Annotated in this window: 15 protein-coding genes and 1 pseudogene; 14 read left to right on the top strand and 2 right to left on the bottom strand. The window is 68.9% G+C overall.

What is annotated here, in order from left to right; all coding sequences use genetic code 11:
* Positions 1 to 37 precede the first annotated feature (37 nt).
* The 5 genes from murD (at position 38) to G9Q41_RS08630 (ending at position 6,419) form a co-directional block, all read left to right on the top strand.
* A complete protein-coding gene (gene murD / locus G9Q41_RS08650) occupies positions 38 to 1,474 on the top strand; it encodes a UDP-N-acetylmuramoyl-L-alanine--D-glutamate ligase (protein ID WP_347567515.1) in 1,437 nt (478 codons plus the stop codon).
* A gap of 6 nt (positions 1,475 to 1,480) precedes the next feature.
* Positions 1,481 to 2,923 carry a putative lipid II flippase FtsW gene (gene ftsW / locus G9Q41_RS08645; protein WP_165632331.1) on the top strand — a complete coding sequence of 481 codons (1,443 nt, stop codon included), beginning with the start codon at positions 1,481 to 1,483 and terminating at the stop codon, positions 2,921 to 2,923.
* Positions 2,924 to 3,031: 108 nt separating this feature from the next.
* The gene (murG, locus tag G9Q41_RS08640; protein WP_175455021.1) at positions 3,032 to 4,174 is read left to right on the top strand and encodes an undecaprenyldiphospho-muramoylpentapeptide beta-N-acetylglucosaminyltransferase; all 1,143 of its coding nucleotides are present in this window, start codon (positions 3,032 to 3,034) and stop codon (positions 4,172 to 4,174) included.
* Entirely contained in the window at positions 4,171 to 5,676 is a 1,506-nt protein-coding gene (gene murC / locus G9Q41_RS08635) for a UDP-N-acetylmuramate--L-alanine ligase (RefSeq protein ID WP_165632330.1), read from the top strand. Before murG ends, murC begins: the two co-directional genes overlap by 4 nt.
* Complete coding sequence (locus G9Q41_RS08630) at positions 5,673 to 6,419, top strand: FtsQ-type POTRA domain-containing protein (protein ID WP_165632329.1); 747 nt, start codon at positions 5,673 to 5,675, stop codon at positions 6,417 to 6,419. The genes murC and G9Q41_RS08630 overlap by 4 nt, the downstream gene beginning before the upstream one ends.
* 72 nt (positions 6,420 to 6,491) lie before the next feature.
* On the opposite strand, the gene G9Q41_RS08625 is transcribed toward G9Q41_RS08630, so the two are convergent.
* Complete coding sequence (locus G9Q41_RS08625; protein WP_347567492.1) at positions 6,492 to 7,181, bottom strand: hypothetical protein; 690 nt, start codon at positions 7,179 to 7,181, stop codon at positions 6,492 to 6,494.
* Between the two features lie 577 nt (positions 7,182 to 7,758).
* Here G9Q41_RS08625 and ftsZ point away from each other — a divergent pair.
* The 8 genes from ftsZ (at position 7,759) to ileS (ending at position 17,338) form a co-directional block, all read left to right on the top strand.
* Positions 7,759 to 9,360 carry a cell division protein FtsZ gene (gene ftsZ / locus G9Q41_RS08620; RefSeq protein WP_165632452.1) on the top strand — a complete coding sequence of 534 codons (1,602 nt, stop codon included), beginning with the start codon at positions 7,759 to 7,761 and terminating at the stop codon, positions 9,358 to 9,360.
* A gap of 348 nt (positions 9,361 to 9,708) precedes the next feature.
* A complete protein-coding gene (gene pgeF, locus G9Q41_RS08615; RefSeq protein WP_165632327.1) occupies positions 9,709 to 10,428 on the top strand; it encodes a peptidoglycan editing factor PgeF in 720 nt (239 codons plus the stop codon).
* The gene (locus tag G9Q41_RS08610) at positions 10,425 to 11,168 is read left to right on the top strand and encodes a YggS family pyridoxal phosphate-dependent enzyme (protein ID WP_092522269.1); all 744 of its coding nucleotides are present in this window, start codon (positions 10,425 to 10,427) and stop codon (positions 11,166 to 11,168) included. The genes pgeF and G9Q41_RS08610 overlap by 4 nt, the downstream gene beginning before the upstream one ends.
* Before the next feature lie 61 nt (positions 11,169 to 11,229).
* Complete coding sequence (gene sepF, locus G9Q41_RS08605) at positions 11,230 to 11,847, top strand: cell division protein SepF (protein WP_165632326.1); 618 nt, start codon at positions 11,230 to 11,232, stop codon at positions 11,845 to 11,847.
* A gap of 19 nt (positions 11,848 to 11,866) precedes the next feature.
* A complete protein-coding gene (locus G9Q41_RS08600) occupies positions 11,867 to 12,151 on the top strand; it encodes a YggT family protein (RefSeq protein ID WP_175455020.1) in 285 nt (94 codons plus the stop codon).
* Between the two features lie 46 nt (positions 12,152 to 12,197).
* Complete coding sequence (locus tag G9Q41_RS08595) at positions 12,198 to 13,058, top strand: DivIVA domain-containing protein (RefSeq protein ID WP_165632325.1); 861 nt, start codon at positions 12,198 to 12,200, stop codon at positions 13,056 to 13,058.
* A 110-nt stretch (positions 13,059 to 13,168) separates the two neighbouring features.
* Entirely contained in the window at positions 13,169 to 13,762 is a 594-nt protein-coding gene (locus tag G9Q41_RS08590; RefSeq protein WP_092522263.1) for a hypothetical protein, read from the top strand.
* 378 nt (positions 13,763 to 14,140) lie between these two features.
* Complete coding sequence (gene ileS, locus G9Q41_RS08585; RefSeq protein WP_165632324.1) at positions 14,141 to 17,338, top strand: isoleucine--tRNA ligase; 3,198 nt, start codon at positions 14,141 to 14,143, stop codon at positions 17,336 to 17,338.
* 205 nt (positions 17,339 to 17,543) lie between these two features.
* On the opposite strand, the gene gndA is transcribed toward ileS, so the two are convergent.
* Positions 17,544 to 18,977, bottom strand: a complete 1,434-nt coding sequence (gene gndA / locus G9Q41_RS08580; protein ID WP_165632323.1) for an NADP-dependent phosphogluconate dehydrogenase — start codon at positions 18,975 to 18,977, stop codon at positions 17,544 to 17,546.
* A gap of 218 nt (positions 18,978 to 19,195) precedes the next feature.
* Here gndA and G9Q41_RS22635 point away from each other — a divergent pair.
* Positions 19,196 to 19,282, top strand: a pseudogene (locus G9Q41_RS22635) (type I methionyl aminopeptidase); the annotation flags it as partial.
* Positions 19,283 to 19,355: the final 73 nt, after the last annotated feature.

Below are 19,355 nucleotides of genomic sequence, written 5' to 3'. Positions count from 1 at the left end.
ATGCGGAGAGGCGCCGAACGGCACATCTTTCACGTGGATCGTTGGTGAGGTCATGAGCAAGGTGGGTGCACGAGTTCTGGTCGCGGGTGCCGGAGTGTCCGGCAGATCGGCTGCCGAGGCGTTACTCGCCGAGGGCGCCGCCGTCACGATCACGGACGCGTCCGAGGGACGGCTGGCCGCGCTCTCCGAGCTGCGGCAGCGCGGCGCGGAACTGTGCACCGACCTGGCCGAGCCTCCGGCGGGAACCGATCTCGTGGTCACCAGTCCGGGGTGGCGTCCGGACGCCCCGCTGCTCGAGGCCGCGGCCGCCGCCGGCATCGAGGTGATCGGTGAGATCGAACTCGCCTGGCGGATCGACCGCGCGAGTTCCGCACCGGCGGTGTGGCTCGCCGTCACGGGCACGAACGGCAAGACCACCACGGTGGGCATGCTCGAGTCGATCCTGCGTTCCGCGGGCCTCGACGCGGTCGCCTGCGGCAACGTCGGCCTGCCCGCGGTCGACGCCGTGCGCGCGGGGCACGGGGTGCTGGCCGTGGAGCTGTCGAGCTTCCAGCTGCACTGGTCGAACACGCTGTCCCCCCACGCGGGGGTGGTGCTCAACCTGGCCGACGACCACCTGGACTGGCACGGCTCGTTGCACGCCTACGGTCTCGCCAAGTCGGCCGTCTACCGGGGCAACCTCTGCTCGGTGTACAACGCCGACGACGAGGCCTCGACGATGCTGGCCGAGAAGTACGCCACGGCGTCCTCCGTCGGCATCACCACGGGAGAGCCGGTGGGCGGGCAGCTCGGTCTCGTGGGGGAGGAGCTCCGCGACCTGGCCTTCCCCCTGGATGGAGCGGACGAGTCCGCTTCCACCTCCCTGGCCGAGGTGAGCGACGTCCGTCAGGTGGGGACGCACAACCTCTCCAACGCGCTCGCAGCCTGCGCGCTCGCCCGCTCCCACGGTGTCGCCCCCGCGGCCTGCTCCAGCGGGCTGCGCGACTTCGCTCCCGGTGAGCATCGCTCGGTCGTCGTGGGCGAGGCCGACGAGGTGATCTACGTCGACGACTCCAAGGCGACCAATCCGCACGCCGCCTCGGCCGCCCTGCGCGCGCACTCCGGCGTGGTGTGGATCGCGGGCGGGCTGCTGAAGGGCGCCGACGTCGACGAACTGGTGCGCACCCACGCGCGGCGCTTCCTGGCGGTCGTGCTCATCGGCACCGACAGTGGGCTCATCGCCGACTCGTTGCGGCGGAACGCTCCGGACGTCCCCGTGGTGAGCGTCCCCCCGGAGCACGAGTCGGCGATGTCGGAAGCCGTGCGCCTGGCCGCCGCCCGCGCCGAACCGGGATCAGCCGTGGTGCTGGCTCCGGCCGCGGCGTCGATGGACATGTACACCGACTACGCCCACAGGGGGCGGGAGTTCACCGATTCCGTGCGTGCGCTGCTGGCCGAGTCCGCCGTGGACCCGGCCGAACGGCACAGGGGGTGATCAGTCGTGGCGGCCGGGAACGTCAGTGGTTCTCGTGAGCGCGGCAGCGGGTCCCGCGAACGCGGCAGACAGGGCGTCGGTGACGGTCTGCGCGGAGTGAGCTCGGCGCTGACCGCCTGGTTGACCAGGCCGCTCGCCTCGTTTCACCTGTTGCTCGCGGTGTTCGGGCTGCTCACGGCTTTCGGTCTGGTGATGGTGCTGTCCGCCTCCAGCGTGGAGTCGTTCAACAAGGAGGGCTCCTCCTACAGCATCTTCCTGAGCCATCTGACGCACTGCCTGGTCGGCGCGGTGGGGTGCTATGTCGCCATGCGCACGCCGGTGTGGGTGCTGCGTCGCTTCAGCCACGTGCTGCTGCTGATCTGCCTGCTGCTGCTCGTGCTCGTGCTCACCGGTCTGGGGGCGTCCGAGAACGGGGCGCAGAGCTGGTTCGCGCTCGGACCGGTCTCGTTCCAGCCGGTGGAACCGGCCAAGATCGCCCTCGCGCTGTGGGGTGCGCACGTGCTGGTCACCAAACGTGCTCTGCTCGGGCAGTACCGGCACCTGCTCGTTCCGGTGGTCCCCGCCGCCCTGCTGATATTCGCCCTCGTGATGATGCAGCCGGACCTCGGCTCCACGGTGCTGCTGGGGGTGGTGCTGCTGGCGCTGCTGTGGTTCGCGGGGGCTCCGCTGCGACTGTTCAGCGCTGTCCTGCTGGGAGGTGTCACGGCCGCCACGGCACTGATCACCCTCGGGGGTTATCAGATGGGCCGGGTCACTTCGTTCCTGAACCCGGGGTCCGATCCCCAGGGGGCCGGTTTCCAGTCGAACCAGGCGTTGCTGGCTCTGGCCGACGGTGGACTGTTCGGCGAGGGGCTGGGGCGGGGTTGGTCCAAGTGGCAGTACCTTCCCGAGGCCGACAACGACTTCATCTTCGCGGTGCTCGGGGAGGAACTCGGGTTCGTCGGTTGCGTCGTGGTGCTGATCCTGTTCGGCACCCTCGCCTACGTGGGGATGCGGATCGCCAGCCGCAACACCGATCCGTGGATCAGGCTGGTCGCTGCGACCCTGACCACGTGGTTGGTGGCCCAGGCAGCCATCAACATCGGCTACGTGGTCGGGCTGCTCCCCGTGACGGGGCTTCCGCTTCCGCTGATCTCCTCGGGAGGCAGTTCCGTGGTGACGACGATGATCGTCTTCGGGCTGCTGGCCAACTGCGCCAGACACGAGCCCGAGGCCATCGCGGCGTTGCGCTCGCTGGGGCCGGGCAGGGTCGGAAAACTGCTGCGCCTGCCCACCCCGGCGCCGTACCGGCCTCCGGCGTCGCGCCGCTCGAACAACAGCACCACCGCCAAGCAACGCGGTCCCCAACCGGCCAAACCTTCCGGGAAGTCGGGGACCGGTGGTTCGCGGGCGGGAAAGCAACGACAAGGCGCAGCACGGGGCCCGGGAGGGGCCCGCTCGGCACGATGAGCGGAAGCGGTTGTGCACGATTTCCGCTCGTCCTGCCGGGGACGTACGTGAAAGCGGCGGCGAAAGCGCACGGCGTCGCGTGAATCCCGAGTTACGAGGAGTACTTCGTTGAGCACACAGCAGCCGAGCACCCCCGCAGGTCGAGAGGGTTCGTCCGCCCCGGAGCAGCGGGGACCGACCGTGGTCGTCGCGGGCGGGGGCACGGCCGGGCACATAGAACCGGCGATGGCCCTGGCCGACGCGGTGCGCAGGATCCGTCCGGACGCTCGTGTGGTGGCGCTCGGCACGGAGCGCGGGCTGGAGACCGACATCGTTCCCAAGAGGGGGTACCAGCTCGAGCTCGTTCCTCCGGTGCCGATGCCCCGGAAGGCCAGCCCGGAACTGTTCCGGATGCCGTTGAAGGTCCGCGACTCGGTCCGCCGGACCCGCGAGGTCCTGGACCGGGTGGGGGCCGATGTGGTCGTCGGTTTCGGTGGTTACGTCTCCCTGTCGGCGTATCTCGGCGCCAGGGGCAGGGTGCCGATCGTCGTGCACGAGGCCAACGCACGAGCCGGACTGTCCAACAAGGTCGGAGCGCGGCTGGCTGAGCGCGTGCTGGCCGCCGTCCCGGACAGCGGCTTACCCGGAGCGAGCACCATAGGGATCCCGTTGCGGGAGTCGATCACCACGCTGGACCGCGCCGCGCTGCGGCAGCAGGCGCGGGCCCACTACGGTCTGGACCCCAGCGCCCCCACGGTGCTCGTCTTCGGCGGTTCGCAGGGGGCGCAGACGTTGAACACCGCCTTCTCCGGGGCGGCCGACGAGCTCGGACGGGCCGGGATAGGTGTGCTGCACGCGCACGGCCCGAAGAACACCCTCGCGGTGCGGGAAGTGCCCGGGGCACCTCCCTACGTGCCCGTGCCCTACCTCGAACGGATGGACCTGGCCTACGCCGCGGCCGATCTCGTCGTGTGCCGCTCCGGGGCCATGACGGTGGCCGAGGTCTCCGCGGCGGGACTGCCCGCGGTGTTCGTGCCGTTGCCCCACGGGAACGGGGAACAGGCGTTGAACGCCCAGCCCGTGGTCAGCGGGGGAGGGGCTCGGATGATCACCGACGAGGAGTTGACGCCGCAGCGCGTCATCGACGAGGTGCTACCTTTGGCCGGCGACCCCGAGATGCTGGCGCGGATGAACCGCGCGACGCTGGAGAGCGGCCACCGAGAAGCCGATCGGGTGCTGGCCAAAACCGTACTGGAGGTGGCCGCGCAGTGAGCGGTGAGGCAGCAGGCGGACCGAGTTCCGCGGAGGAGGCGCTCGCGCCGGCGACGGACGAGTTGTTGTCCCACCTGCACCTGGTCGGTATCGGCGGGGCCGGCATGAGCGGAATCGCTCGTATCCTGCTGGCCAGGGGGGAGCGGGTTTCCGGCTCGGACGCCCGCGACTCCCGCACCGTGCTCGCGCTGCGGACCCAGGGGGCCAGGGTCGGGATCGGCCATCACGAGGACAACCTGGACCAGTACGTGGACCCGCCGAGCGCCGTGGTCGTGTCCACGGCGATCGACGGGGGGAACCCGGAGCTGGTGGGGGCGCGTGAGCGCGGCATCCCCGTGCTGGGGCGCGCCGAGGCGTTGGCCGCGCTCATGCGTGATCACCGGGTCGCCTGCGTGACCGGCACCCACGGCAAGACCTCCACGACCTCGATGCTCACGGTCGCCCTGCAGCACTGCAGGTTCGATCCGTCCTTCGCGATCGGTGGTGATCTCAACGACTCGGGTGCGAACGCCCACCACGGAGACGGAGGCGTGTTCGTGGCCGAGGCCGACGAGAGCGACGGTTCCTTCCTCGTGTTCTCCCCCGATGTCGCCGTGGTGACCAATGTGGAGCCCGATCACCTCGACCACCACGGCAGCGTCGAGGCCTACACCGAGGTGTTCGAGAAGTTCGTCGAGCGCGTCCGGCCGGGTGGGGTGCTGATCGCCGGGGTGGACGATCCCGGCGCGGCCGCCCTCGCCGATCGGGCCGAGAACGCCGGTTTCCGCGTTCGGCGTTACGGCTCCGCCGTCGAGGGCGAGGACGACGCACGGCTCGTCGCGCACCACCCGAGCCACGGCAGGAGCATGGTCGAGCTGCTGCTCGGCGAAGGTGGCCGCACCCGGTCCGTGGAGTTGTCCGTCTCCGTGCCGGGGGAGCACATGGCGGGCAACGCGGTGGCGGCGCTGCTCGCGGGCCTCGAGCTGGCAGCGCCGCTGGAGGGGTTGCTGGAAGGGCTGGCCGCGTTCGGCGGGGTGCGCCGTCGTTTCGAGTTCAAGGGCAGGGCCGACGGGGTGCGCGTCTACGACGACTACGCCCACCACCCCACGGAGGTGCGCGTGCAGCTGCGCGCCGCCCGCACCGAGGTGGACTCCGGCAGGCTCGTCGTGGTCTTTCAACCGCACCTGTTCTCCAGGACCGCTGCTTTCGCCGCGGAGTTCGCCGAGGCGTTGGCCCTGGCCGACGAGGTGGTGGTGCTCGACGTGTACGGAGCGCGGGAACAACCGCAGCCCGGTGTCTCCGGGGAGCTGATCTCCGGGGCGGTGCCGCTGCCTCCGGAGCGGGTGCACTACGAGCCGTCGATCACCGAGGTCCCCCTCCGGATCGCCGAGCTGGTCCGGCCCGGTGACGTCGTACTGACCATGGGGGCCGGCGATGTCACCATGCTCGGCCCGGAGATCCTGACCGAGGTGGGCAACCGGAGCACGACGGGATCGGAACCGAGTGACACGGAGCAGTCATGAGGGAGTCGGGGCGGGCCCGTTCCTCCGGGGGACGGACAAGCTCGCGGACGCGGGGAGGCCGTGACGGGGAGGAGTCCGCGGGGCGGGGTCGGATCGCCCGCTGGATCGTTCTCGTCGCGCTCGCTCTGATCACCACGGCTGCCGTGCTCGTCTTCTTCACCCCGGTGCTCGGAGTGCGTTCGGTGCGGGTGAGCGGTACCGAGGTGCTCGATGCGGGTCGGGTGAGCCGGGTGGCCTCCATCGAGGAGGGCACCCCGATAGTGCGCGTGGACCGTGCGGCCGTCCGCGAGCGGGTTACCGGGATCTCCCGGGTGGAGTCCGCCGATGTGCGGTTGGTCTGGCCCTCGACGGTGCGGATCCGGGTCGTGGAGCGTGAACCGGTCCTGTTCGAACGGGTTTCCGGCGGTGTCCGACTGGTCGACGACGACGGGGTCGGTTTCGCGGAGGTGCCCGAACCATCCCGGAGGATGCCCGAACTCCGCCTCCCGGAGGACGTCGGCGAACAACGGACCGAGGAAGCGATCACGGCGTTCACTTCGTTGGACGAGAAGGTCCGCAAGCAGGTCCGGGTGGTGGAGCTCGACGGTTCCGGCGGGGTGCGGTTGCTGTTGACGCGGGGGCGCACCGTCGAGTGGGGCAGCGCGGCCGAGTCGGAGCTCAAGGCCGCGGTGCTTCCCGCGCTGCTCACCCGCCAGGGGCGGGTCTACGACGTCACCGCTCCGGAATTGCCCACTGTGTCCTGAGGTGCTCGCCCGGGTGGGTGCGCGGCGCTTTCCGGACGAAATTCTCGGAGCCGCCTCACCGGCGGGAAGCGGTCAGTTCGCGCCGATGCGGCCGGTGTAGAGGTGGTACTCGGTTTCCAGCGAACCCAGCGTCACCGGAACAGCACGTTGTTCCACGGATCCGAACACCTCGCGGACGGTCTCGGCCAGCTCGGGGGCCGGGTTCGCCGACCAGACTGCCAGCAGTCCGCCGGGGGCGAGCTTGTCCCGGCACTGCCGCAGGAAGCCCGTTCCGTACACGGAAGCGTTCTCGGAACGCACCAGGTACCCGGGACCGTTGTCCACATCGAGCAGCAGCACGTCCAGCGTGGAGTCCCGTTGCGCGGACACCGATTCGGTGATTTCCGCGGTGTCCAATGTCACACGATCGTCGTGGCGGTCGGCAGCGACCTCGGGAACCAGCCCCTGCAGGAACCATTCCACGACCGCAGGCTCGATCTCGGAGACCACGACGCTGGCGACCTCGGAGTAGCCGAGCACCTCGTGCAGCGTGAATCCGAGGCCGAGGCCGCCGATGAGCACCCTTGTGCCGTCTCGTGCGGAGCCCGGGGAGCCGTGGAACGCGTCGAGGGCGTTTCGCGCGAGTGCGCGTTCGCTGGCCGTGTGCGCGGTGTCCATGACGAAAACGCCGTTGACCCGCAGTTCGAGCGTTCCGTCCTCCCGGCGTGACAGCACCGTCTCGCCACGGGGCGAGTGCGCTGTCGCCACCCGTTCGACTGCCACTGTTGAGCCCACCCCTCCTGTCGTGGTCCGGTGCGATTGTCCTCCGTGAGCTTCGGTCTCCGCGCGGTGTCCCCCGTGGATGGAAGGATGCCGGTGTCGCGCTCCGTGGCACCACCGGAGGGGAGACGCGCCTGGAGGGGCGATGTTCCGGCAGGGCAGCAGGGGCGGGACGTGTCCGGAAAGTGGAGAAGGTCCCGCTGTGACTCGTTCGTGGACCGACCACGGTGGACGTCGCCCGTTCCGAACCCCTTCGCGGTACGGTGGAACTGTGGTCGTGATACGGCGGAATGAATGCGTTCGAGGTGTCGTGGTGTGGGGCGCGGGCACTTCCTAGACGTTGGTACGGCGTTCGTGGCGGGATGGTGTCGGCGACACGCGACAGCGGCCATCGGCGTGGCTGCTGGACTAGTCCCGGCCGCGATGCCTAACGTCCGATCATGTACGGGGTTGACAGCGAGCCAACCGCGTAGCCGTTGATCGGCGGCACGACCATGGGGCGCCAACCGGCGTCCGCGAACAGGACCGGCCAGGTCCACCACAGCGAGCGCTTCAGCCACGACCAGGAAGGCGGATGACGATGACGCCCCCGCACAACTATCTCGCGGTGATTAAAGTCGTCGGCATCGGTGGCGGCGGTGTAAACGCCGTGAATCGGATGATCGAGGTCGGGCTCAAAGGCGTCGAGTTCATCGCGGTGAACACCGACGCGCAGGCCCTCCTGATGTCGGATGCCGACGTCAAGCTCGATATCGGCCGTGAGCTGACGCGCGGACTGGGTGCCGGTGCGGCACCTGATGTCGGCTATCAGGCAGCCGACGATCACAAGGACGAGATCGAGGAGGTCCTCAAGGGCGCCGACATGGTCTTCGTCACCGCCGGTGAGGGCGGTGGGACCGGGACGGGCGGTGCTCCGGTGATCGCCTCCGTCGCGCGCAAGCTGGGCGCGCTGACCATCGGTGTGGTCACTCGCCCGTTCTCCTTCGAGGGAAAGCGCAGGGCTTCCCAGGCGGAGCAGGGGATAAAGGACCTGCGCGACGAGTGCGACACGCTGATCGTCATCCCGAACGACCGGCTGCTGCAGCTCGGCGACATCGGCGTGAGCCTCATGGACGCCTTCCGGTCCGCCGACGAGGTGCTGCTCTCCGGTGTTCAGGGCATCACGGACCTGATCACCACCCCCGGTTTGATCAACCTGGACTTCGCCGACGTGAAAAGCGTCATGTCGGACGCGGGCAGCGCCCTGATGGGGATCGGTTCGGCCAGAGGCGAGGGCAGAGCGGTGGAGGCCGCTCAGAAGGCGATCAACTCCCCGCTGCTCGAGGCTTCCATGGAGGGGGCCCACGGTGTGCTGCTGGCCATCGCGGGTGGCTCCGACCTCGGACTGTTCGAGATCAACGAGTCCGCCTCGTTGGTGCAGGAGTCCGCGCACCCGGAGGCGAACATCATCTTCGGTACGGTCATCGACGATTCCCTCGGGGACGAGGTCAGAGTGACCGTGATCGCGGCGGGCTTCGACGCCGGAGCACCGACCCACAAGAAGCTGGACCCGGACAAGGTCGGCTCCCGCGACGAGTCCGAGGACGCGGTCGTGGGCAAGGGACAGGTGGTCGACGGCCAGGCTGAGCCGGTTCAGCAGCAGGAGGAGGCTCCCCAGCAGGTCTCCGCCCAGCAGCAGGCTCCCCCCCAGCGCCCGGCCGGTGGTGAGCAGGCGGGGCGGGCCGAAGCCCTCGGTAACGAGCGTCCCCAGCGCCCCTCGGGGCAGGAGGCCTATCGCCCCTCGGGACAGGACGAGCCCGCGCAGTCTCCCGGGGAGTCCGAGCGGACGAGCGTGCTCGGCCACGCACGTGGTCCGATGCCCTCCGGCGGGGACAGTGGAGCTGCCGCTGCCGACACCGAGCGTTCGGACCAGCAATTCGGAACGGGGGAACAGCGTTCCGGGCAACCCGGTGCAGCAGGCCCCATCGGCAACGACGGATCCACGATCTCAGGAGAGCAGCAGGGCGCGGGTGCGCAGGGCAGGCCCACGGGTGGTCACCCGGCGAATCCCGCTGCGAACCCCACTGCGAATCCCACGGCGAATTCCACCGGATTTGGCGGATCGTTGCTCGGGCGTTCGCGCAACCAGAACGACGACGACAACGACGACGAGGTGGACATCCCACCGTTCATGAGGAGGTGATCGGCTGACCGGCCGGTGTTTCTCCGGTCGAGCTGTCAGCTGGTTCGGATCCTTCTGCTACTTCGGCGGTGTCGCGGCTTCCAGCGGAGCGGGCGGTGCCGCCGCGGGTTCTTTCCGCGTGCTTTTCCGTGAGGACGGTTCCCCGCCTCGTGCGGACGGCTCCCGCTGCGGGGGAGACGCCCCACGGAGCCGCGGAAGCCCCGTCAAGTGAACACCCACCACGGGGAGAGCGGGAAATCTCAGTGAGGTGCCCTTCCGTCGAGTGAGTGCGGGACAATGTCGGTGAGCGCGCCGTGATCGTCGATCGGCGCCTCACGTGGAGTTCCGAACACTCGGGGAGGGCTTGTCTTGCTGATACGTCGTGTCGTCACGACTCGTGAGGGCGGGTATTCCCGTCCACCGTTCGATTCGTTCAACCTCGGAGGACGTGTCGGCGACGACCCCGAGGCGCTGGCGGCGAACCAGGCCAAACTGGCCCGGGGAATCGGGATCGACGAGCACCGCTTCGTGTGGATGGAACAGGTCCACGGCAGGACCGCCACGGTGGTGGACGGTCCTCGGGACGAACCCGTGGAGGTCACGGACGCGCTGGTGACCGCGGCCCCCCGGCTCCCGCTGGTGGTGCTGACCGCCGACTGCGTTCCGGTGCTGCTCGGCGATCCGGTCAGCGGGGTGGTCGGGGCCGTGCACGCCGGACGCGTGGGGGCGCGCATCGGAGTGCTCGTTTCCGCGTTGCGCGAGATGGTCGCGGCGGGGGCGCGGATAGATCGTGTCGAGGCGCTGCTCGGACCGGCGGCTTGCGGCGAGTGCTACGAGGTCCCCGTCGAGATGCGGGACGAAGTCGAGCGGGCGTTGCCGGGAAGCTCGAGCAAGACCCGCAGGGGAACCCCCGGACTCGATCTGCGCGCGGGGCTGTGGGAACAGCTGGCCGCGGCGGGCGTGGGCAGGATCGGTCAGGATCCACGTTGCACCCTCGAATCCTCGGAGCTGTTCAGTCACCGGCGGGACGGAGAGCGCACGGGCAGGATCGCGGCGGTCGTGTGGTCCGAATCGGAGGGACAGCAGTGAGTGACGAGGTTGTCGAGCGGCGTCGTGCCGAGCTCACCGAGGCCTTGGAGGGAATCAGGGCGCGGATAGCTCGCGCGTGCGCGGCCGCGGGGCGGTCCACCGACGAGGTGGAGCTGCTCGCGGTGACCAAGACTTTTCCCGCGAGCGATGCGGCGCTGCTCGCCGATCTCGGCGTGCTCGAGCTCGCGGAGAACAAGGAGCAGGAGGCACGGCCCAAGACCGAGGAGTTCGCCAGGTTGCGTCCCGATTCCGGGGCGCGCTGGCACATGGTGGGGCAGCTGCAGCGGAACAAGGTCCGCTCCGTGGCCCGGTGGGCGGACGTCGTGGAGTCGGTGGGCAGCAGGCGTCTCGCAGAGGCCCTGCAGCGTGCCGTCGGCAACGCGCTGGAGGCCGGTGAACGTTCGCGGCCGTTGGACGTGTTGCTGCAGGTGAACCTGGAGCAGCGTGCCGATCGTGGTGGTTGCTCTCCCGAAGAGCTCCCCGAACTAGCGGAGATTGTCACGCGAATGTGTGAGATTCGACTCCGTGGTGTTATGGCTGTTGCTCCGTTGGGCGAAGATCCAAATGTGGCTTTCGCCACCCTTTCGGGGATTTCCGAGCGTCTCCGACGGGACTTCCCCGAAGCTCGGGACTTGTCGGCGGGGATGAGTGGGGACCTGGAGAGTGCGATAGCCCACGGTTCGACCCGTGTGCGTGTCGGAACGGCATTGCTCGGCGGTCGCCGGTTAGTCTCGCCGTGAGCCACCAAACGGGTCGAAGGTCTGCCGTCGCTGTACCTTTCGCGGAGGAAGGGGCTTGCCGATGAGTAAGCTACACAAGCTGAAGGCGTACTTCGGTATGGTCCCGGCCGAAGAAGTCGACGAGTATGACGAAGCGCGGGATGGTTACGCGTCGGACTACGACGAGTACGACGCGCCCGAGGATCGTATCGGTACCAGCCGTCGGTTCTCCGGGGCGCGCGGCGCTTCGCAGGACGAGGAACAAGAGAATGAGCATGACGAGCAGCCACGTCCCCGGGCTCCCCGCGGGCGTAGGCAGTGGTCGAGTGACGCCCCGGTGCGTGGCTCCTTGGCCGTGGATCCGAACCTGGAGCAGACTCCACGGTTGCGCGCGGTGACCGACACGGGCAGTCAGTACAGTCTGAGTAAGATCACCACCCTGCATCCGCGGAGTTACAGTGAGGCGCGGACCATTGGTGAGCAATATCGCGACGGCACGCCGGTGATCATGAACCTGACCGAGATGGACGAGGCTGACGCCAAACGGCTGGTGGACTTCGCCGCCGGCTTGGCGTTCGCGATGCGCGGGTCCATCGAAAAGGTGACCAATCGGGTGTTCTTGCTCTCACCTCCCAACGTCGACGTGGCGGCGGAGGACAAACGGCGCCTCGCCGAGGGGGCCTTTTTCAATTATGGGTAAGTGGTGGCAGAGTTGAGCTGTGGAACCGGCCCTGATCGTTCTTTACTATCTACTGTTCTTCTTCTGGTTGCTGCTCATCGCCCGTATCGTGGTGGAGCTCGTGCGCGCGTTCGCTCGCGACTGGCGCCCCGGTGGCGGGGTTGCAATCGTGCTGGAGACCATCTACACAGTGACCGACCCACCCGTACGCTTGTTGCGTCGGGTTATCCCGACGGTCCGGATCGGCAACGTCGGGCTGGACTTGTCCATTATGGTGCTGCTGCTGGTCGTGTATATCTTGATGCGACTGGCTCAACCCGGGTAACGGGGAACCCGGTGACTCGCAGCCGAGGAGTGCGTGAGGTGATCTTGTGGGCCTGACCCCGGCCGACGTCCATAACGTGGCGTTCAGCAAACCTCCGATCGGCAAGCGGGGCTACAACGAGGACGAGGTGGACGCGTTCCTCGATCTCGTTGAAGCCGAGCTTGCGCGGCTCGTGGAGGAAAACGGCGACCTGCGGAATCAGGTCGAGCAGCTGGAGTCGCAGCTGCAGTCCGCTCATTCCGATCTCGACGAGGCGCGCAGCCAGCCCGCTTCGACCGGGGGGGCTGAGGAGAGCGCCCCGGCCGCGAGCGCGAGCTCCGAGGAACCCCGTAGATTGCAGCCCGTGCCGCCGCCGGCGGCTTCCGAGCAGACCTCGCCCGGTGGCGATCAGCACGTCCAGGCCGCCAAGGTGCTGGGGCTGGCTCAGGAGATGGCCGACCGGTTGACGGGTGAGGCCAAGACCGAGTCCGACAACATGCTCTCCGAGGCGCGAACCAAGTCCGAGCAGTTGCTCTCGGATGCGCGCACCAAGGCCGACAGCATGGTCAACGACGCGCGGAGCCGGGCGGAGACGATGCTCAACGACGCGCGGAGTCGGGCCGAGACCTTGGAGCGTCAGGCCAGGGAGAAGGCTGCTGGGCTGGAGCGCGACGCGCAGCACAAGCACGCCGAGGTGATGGGCAACATCACGCAGGAGAAGAACGCGCTCGAGAAGAAGATCGAGACGCTGCGCACTTTCGAACGCGAGTACCGTTCACGACTGCAGAGTTATCTCGAATCGCAGCTGCGGGAGCTCCAGGACCGCGGGTCGGCCGCTCCGGCCGAGAACTCCGGTGGGGGCAGGTCCGCGGGACAGCAGCAAAGCAGCGGGTACAACTTCGGTGCTCGGGCGGCGGAAGCCGGCTGATGACGGTGGTGGCGGGCGGCGCGTGAGCAGCGCGCCGCCCGTTCTCGACGGAGCGGTCGTGGTCCTCTCGCGGGGCCCGTGCTCGGTGTGCCGGGAAAGCGTGGACGTGCGTGTTGGTGATCGTGCTGCTGCTCCTGATCGGGGCGGCGGGAGTCCTGGTGTTCGCCGTTTCGGCCGGAGTCGCGCAGTGGGCGTGGTTGTCGGTCCTGCTGTGCGTGATCGCCGGGTTCGTGCTGTTGCTGGCACGGAGGCGTGACCGGGCTCGCGCTGCTGTTTCGTCGGGTCCGCGGCACTCGGTCGGAACTTCGGACCGGACGAGCCGGGAGCAGGAGCGCCCGGAGCGGGTCAGCTCCGCCGCGGAGGTCGAAGAGCCTTCCGGAGGAGGACCCGCTGCGGCCCCCGGAGGATCCGGGGCCGACCGGTTGACGGATTCGCGGGACGGACTCGTCACCGAACCGGATTTCGACACCGAACCACCGGAGCAGGAGACTGACGCCGCTGACGTCCTGCTGGTGGCCGACTCCGCGATCGATGTCTTCGTGATCGACGAGAGGCCGCGCTATCACCGCGGTGACTGCTCGTGGGTCGGCGAGCGAACGACTCTGCCGCTTCCCGTCCGCGAGGCGCGGGAACTCGGCTTCACTCCCTGCTCCGTCTGTCGCCCCGATCGGTCGATAGCGGAAGAAGAACACACGAAAGAGTGAGTCTTTTCCGTCTTGACCGTTCGGCGATTCCGGTAGTGGGGCACTGCTCCCGGTTAGCGGGGTCTCGACGAGTCCCCGGTTCGGAAAGGAGTGGCGCGGCCCCGCTATGCTGGTAGCAACGGCGTCGATCCGGCCATCACCGGGGAGCCTCCGGAAGAACGGGTGGGCAACCACCCCAGTAGAACCGGACGGGTAGGCCCGTGACAGCCGTGAACGAGTGGCCACGCTCGGGGAGGAACGTGCGTGGCAAGCGGGGTGGTACCGCGGTACGCGAGTGGCTTTCGCTGAGCACGTCTCGTCGTGTCGTCCCCGCAGAGCACCGCTCTCCGGTGCTCGGCGCGGAGTAACCACGACACATTCGCGAGGAGCGCATCCGCGATGGCCTACCCGAAGGTCCCGTTCAACGGCGCGAGTTCCGAGGACACCGAAGCGGCAGAGCGGAGCGGGTCGGTGTCCGCACAGCCGTCCTTCCCCGCTATCGAACGCGCGGTGCTGGACTTTTGGGCGCGCGACGACACTTTCCGCGCCAGTGTTCAAGCCAGGAACCCCGGAACTGACGGTTCCAACGAGTTCGTCTTCTACGACGGACCCCCCTTCGCCAACGGCCTGCCGCACTACGGACACCTGCTGACCGGCTACGTCAAGGATGTGGTCCCGAGGTACCGGACCATGCGTGGTCAGCGTGTCGAGCGCAGGTTCGGCTGGGACTGCCACGGACTTCCCGCCGAGGTGGAGGCGGAGAAGCAACTCGGCATCAACACCAAGTCCGAGATCGAGTCCATGGGGATCGCCGAGTTCAACGAGGCCTGTCGTTCCTCCGTGCTCAACTACACCGACGAGTGGCAGGACTACGTCACCAGGCAGGCGCGGTGGGTGGACTTCGCCAACGACTACAAGACGCTGGACCTGGACTACATGGAAAGCGTCATGTGGGCGTTCCGGAACCTCTGGGACAAGGGGCTCGTCTACAACGGCTTCCGGGTGCTCTGGTACTGCTGGCGCTGCGAGACGCCGCTGTCCAACACCGAGACCAGGATGGACGACGTCTACCGCCAGCGTCAGGACCCGGCGGTGACCGTGGGGCTGAGGCTGCACGCGGAGGGCGCTTCCTTCGACGGTGCCTACGCGCTGGTCTGGACGACCACCCCGTGGACGCTGCCGTCCAACCTGGCCGCGGCCGTGCACCCCGAGATCGAGTACGTGCTGGTGCAGCCCGCCGACAGCGACCGGCGTTACGTCGTGGCGGCGGACCGGTTGCAGGCCTACTCCCGCGAGCTCGGCGAGGACGTGGCCGAGCGCGTGCTCGCGCGCTTCCCGGGCAGCGAGCTGCTCGGAGTGGCCTACGACCCTCCGTTCGACTTCTTCCCGGGCAGGCCGAACGCGCACCGCATCCTGGAAGCCGACTACGTGACCACCGAGGACGGTACCGGGCTCGTGCACATCGCCCCGGCCTTCGGTGAGGAGGACAAGACCGTAACCGACGCGGCCGGGATCGAGCCGGTGGTTCCCGTGGACGCGCACGGGCGGTTCACCTCCGAGGTCGCCCCCTACGAGGGGCAGCAGGTCTTCGAGGCGAACAAGCAGATCATCCGCGACCTCAAGGCCGCGGGCCTGTTGTTGCGGCACGAGACCTACGATCACCCCTATCCCCACTGCTGGCGCTGCGACAACGCGCTCATCCAGCGGGCCGTCTCGTCCTGGTTCGTGGCCGTGAGCCAGTTCAAGGATCGGATGGTGGAGCTCAACCAGCGGATCGACTGGGTACCGGAGCACATCCGGGACGGGCAGTTCGGCAAGTGGTTGGAAAACGCCAGGGACTGGAACATCTCGCGCAACCGCTACTGGGGCTCGCCCATCCCGGTGTGGATGTCCGACGATCCGAACCACCCGCGTACCGACGTCTACGGTTCGCTGGACGAGCTGGAAGCCGACTTCGGGGTCCGTCCCACGAACCTGCACCGCCCGGACATCGACGAGCTGACGCGGCCGAACCCGGACGATCCCACGGGCAGGTCCACCATGCGGCGGGTTCCCGACGTGATGGACTGCTGGTTCGAGTCCGGGGCCATGCCGTTCGCCCAGGTGCACTACCCGTTCGAGAACGCGGAGTGGTTCGAGCACCACTACCCGGGCGACTTCATCGTGGAGTACAGCGGGCAGACCCGCGGCTGGTTCTACACGCTGCACGTGCTGGCCACCGCGCTGTTCGACCGCCCGGCCTTCTCCCACGTGGTTGCCCACGGCATCGTGCTCGGGCACGACGGGCTGAAGATGTCCAAGTCCAAGCGCAACTACCCGGACGTGCGCGAGGTGTTCGAGCGCGACGGTTCGGACGCGATGCGCTGGTTCCTGATGTCCAGCCCGGTCCTGCGCGGGGGCGATCTCGTGGTCACGGAGAAGGGCATCAGGGACGCGGTGCGGCAGGCGGTGCTCCCGCTGTGGAACTCCTGGTACTTCCTGGCGCTGTACTCCAACGCCGAGGGGGTCGAGGGGAGCTGGCGCACCGACAGCCGGCACGTGCTCGACCAGTACGTGCTGGCGAAGACGCGCGAACTGGTCGAGGACGTTCAGGGCGCCATGGACGTGTTCGACCTGGCCGGATCCTGCGCCTCGGTCCGGGACTTCCTCGAGGTGCTGACCAACTGGTACGTCCGGCGGTCCAGGGACCGCTTCTGGGCGGGCGACCGCGACGCGATCGACACCCTGCACACGGTGCTGGAGGTCATCTGCCGGGTGATGGCTCCGCTGCTCCCGCTCACGACCGAGGCGGTCTGGCGCGGGTTGACCGGTGAGCGCTCCGTGCACCTGGCGGACTGGCCCGCGGCGGACCAGCTGCCCTCCGATCCGGAGCTGGTGCACGCCATGGACAGCGTCCGGCGGGTGTGCTCCACCGCGCTCGGACTGCGCAAGTCGAACAAGCTCAGGGTGCGGCTCCCGCTGCGGCGGTTGACCGTGGCGCTGCCGCAGGCTGACGCGTTGCGGCCGTTCGTGGAGTTGATCCGCGACGAGGTCAACGTCAAGAACGTGGAGCTGACCACCGATGTGGCCGCGCACGGGCACTTCGAGATCTCGGTCAACGCGCGTGCGGCCGGTCCGCGACTCGGGGGCGACGTCCAGAAGGTGATCAAGGCCGTCAAGTCCGGGGAGTGGGCGCGCACCTCGAGCGGGAACGTGTCCGCTGCGGGGATCGAGCTGCGTCCGGAGGAGTTCTCCGAGCACCTCGTTTCCACCGATTCCGGGGCAGCGGCCGCGCTGCCGAGCGGTGAGGGCCTGGTCGTGCTGGACACGGAGGTGACCGCGGAACTCGCGGCCGAGGGGACCGCCCGCGACGTGATCCGGGTGGCCCAGCAGGCCAGGCGGGACGCCGGGTTGGTGGTCTCGGACCGCATCATCGCCACGGTAGCGGCCCCCGCGGCAGTGCGGGACGCGATCGACGAGCACCGCTCGTTCGTCGCGGGGGAGATCCTGGCCGATTCCGTGGAGTTGGCGGAGGAGTTCCCGCAGGGGGCGTCGGTCGGCACCGTGGGAGACAAGGACACCGAGATCGCCGTGTCTGTGGTCAAGTCCGGTTCCTGATCCCGGAGGCGAGCGGGGACGCGGTCCGCTCCGGTCGTCCGGCGGCGGTGCGCCCCGCTCACCGAACCCGCGCGCGGGCGTTCGGATGCCCTTCGCGTGGGGAGATGCCCTTCGCGTCGGGATAGCTCGGACGAGCAGCACCGAGGGGGCGCGCCGGGGCGGAGCGCTCCTCCGCCCCCGGTGCGCCCCGCCGGGCGTTGTCCGCTCAGGCCTCGTGCTCGGAGCGGTCACCCGCCCACTCCGTGTGGAACACCCCGTCGACGTCGGTGCGCCGGTAGGTGTGCGCGCCGAAGTAGTCCCGCTGTCCCTGGATCAGCGCGGCGGGCAGTCGCTCGGCTCGAACGGTGTCGTAGTAGGACAACGCGGCCGATATCCCGGGCACGGGGATGCCGAGGGAGGTCGCGGTGGCCACCACGCGTCGCCACGAGTCCTGGGCCTGCTCGAGGGCCCGCCGGAAGTCCTCGTCGCCGAGCAGGCTGGGCAGCTCCGGGTTCTGGTCGTAGGCGGCGCGGATGCGGTCGAGGAACTTCGCCCTGATGATGCAGCCGCCGCGCCAGATCGTGGCCACTGCTCCGTAGTCGATGTTCCAGCCGTAGTTTTCGCTTCCCGCCCGGATCTGGTTGAAGCCCTGCGCGTAGGCGACGATCTTCGAGGCGTACAGCGCCTGTTCCACGTCGGCGACGAACTGCTCGGGATCGGGGCGTTCGGCCGGGGTGGACGGCCCGGGAAGGTCCCTGCCCGCCTGGCGCAGCTGCACCTGCCCGGACATCGAGCGGGCGAAGACCGCTTCGGCTATGCCGCTGACCGGACTGGCCAGCTCGAGCGCGTTCTGCACGGTCCAGCGCCCGGTCCCCTTCTGCTCGGCCTGATCGAGCACGACGTCCACGAAGGGGCGGCCGGTTCGGGGGTCGGTGTGGTCGAGCACCTCGGCGGTGATCCCGATCAGGTAGGAGTCCAGACGCCCGCGGTCGAACTCGCGGAAGGTCTCGGCGATCTCGCCCGGGCCGCGTCCGAGCACTCCGCGCAGCAGGTCGTAGGTCTCGGCGATGAGCTGCATGTCGGCGTACTCGATGCCGTTGTGCACCATCTTGACGAAGTGCCCCGCACCGTTTTCGCCCACGTGTGTGACGCACGGGGTGCCGTCGACGTCGGCCGCGATCGAGCGCAGGATCGGTTCCAGCTCGCGGTAGGCGCTCGCCGAGCCGCCGGGCATGATGCTGGGACCGTGCAGCGCGCCCTCCTCGCCGCCGGAGACCCCGGTTCCGACGAAGCGCACGCCCCGTTCGGCCAGGGCGGACTCGCGGCGCAGGGTGTCCTCGAAGTTGGCGTTGCCCGCGTCGATGACGATGTCCTCGCGGTCCAGCATCGGGACCAGTTCCTCGATCACCGCGTCGGTGGGGCCTCCGGCCTTGACCATCACCACGATGCGGCGCGGGCGTTCCAGGGAGTCGACCAGTTCGCGCAGCGAGTAGCTCGGTACGAACTCTCCCTCCGAGCCGAACTGCTCCATCAGTTCGTCGGTGCGCTCGCGGCGCCTGTTGTGCACCGCGACGCGGTGGCCGTTGCGGGCGAGATTGCGCGCCAGGTTGCGGCCCATGACCGCCAGTCCGGTGACGCCGATCTGTGCCTTGTCGCTCATGTGTGCTCCGTTCGTTCCCGTTCCGGATGCAGCAGTGCGGAGATCCCGAGGAGCAACGTCGCCGATCCGGTGGAATGTTCCCCGGATTGACTAGCTCATTCCGGAGCTGTGCGCAGTGCGACAGGACGTGCGGGGTGGGGAGGAGGCCGCGGACTCGATCGGTCGGTCAGCGCGCGGTCCGGTCCGCGGGAGCCGCGATGGGGGTTTCCCGGCTGGTTCGGTCCGCGGACGGCTCGCGCACGGCCCACTCCGAGCACACCGTGGTGGTGACGGAGGAGGGGCCACTGGTGCTGACCCGCCCCTGAGCCCTCGGGAGCGGTCCGGGCAGGCCCGGTCGGCGTCGAGCCGGCGCGTGGTGGCGGCCTGCTGAGTGCGTCG

The organism is Actinopolyspora sp. BKK2 (genome assembly GCF_011291845.1).
GTDB classification, from domain to species: domain Bacteria; phylum Actinomycetota; class Actinomycetes; order Mycobacteriales; family Pseudonocardiaceae; genus Actinopolyspora; species Actinopolyspora saharensis.
The sequence above is the reverse complement of the archived record's forward strand: the minus strand, read 5'-3'. Positions and strand labels throughout refer to the sequence as shown.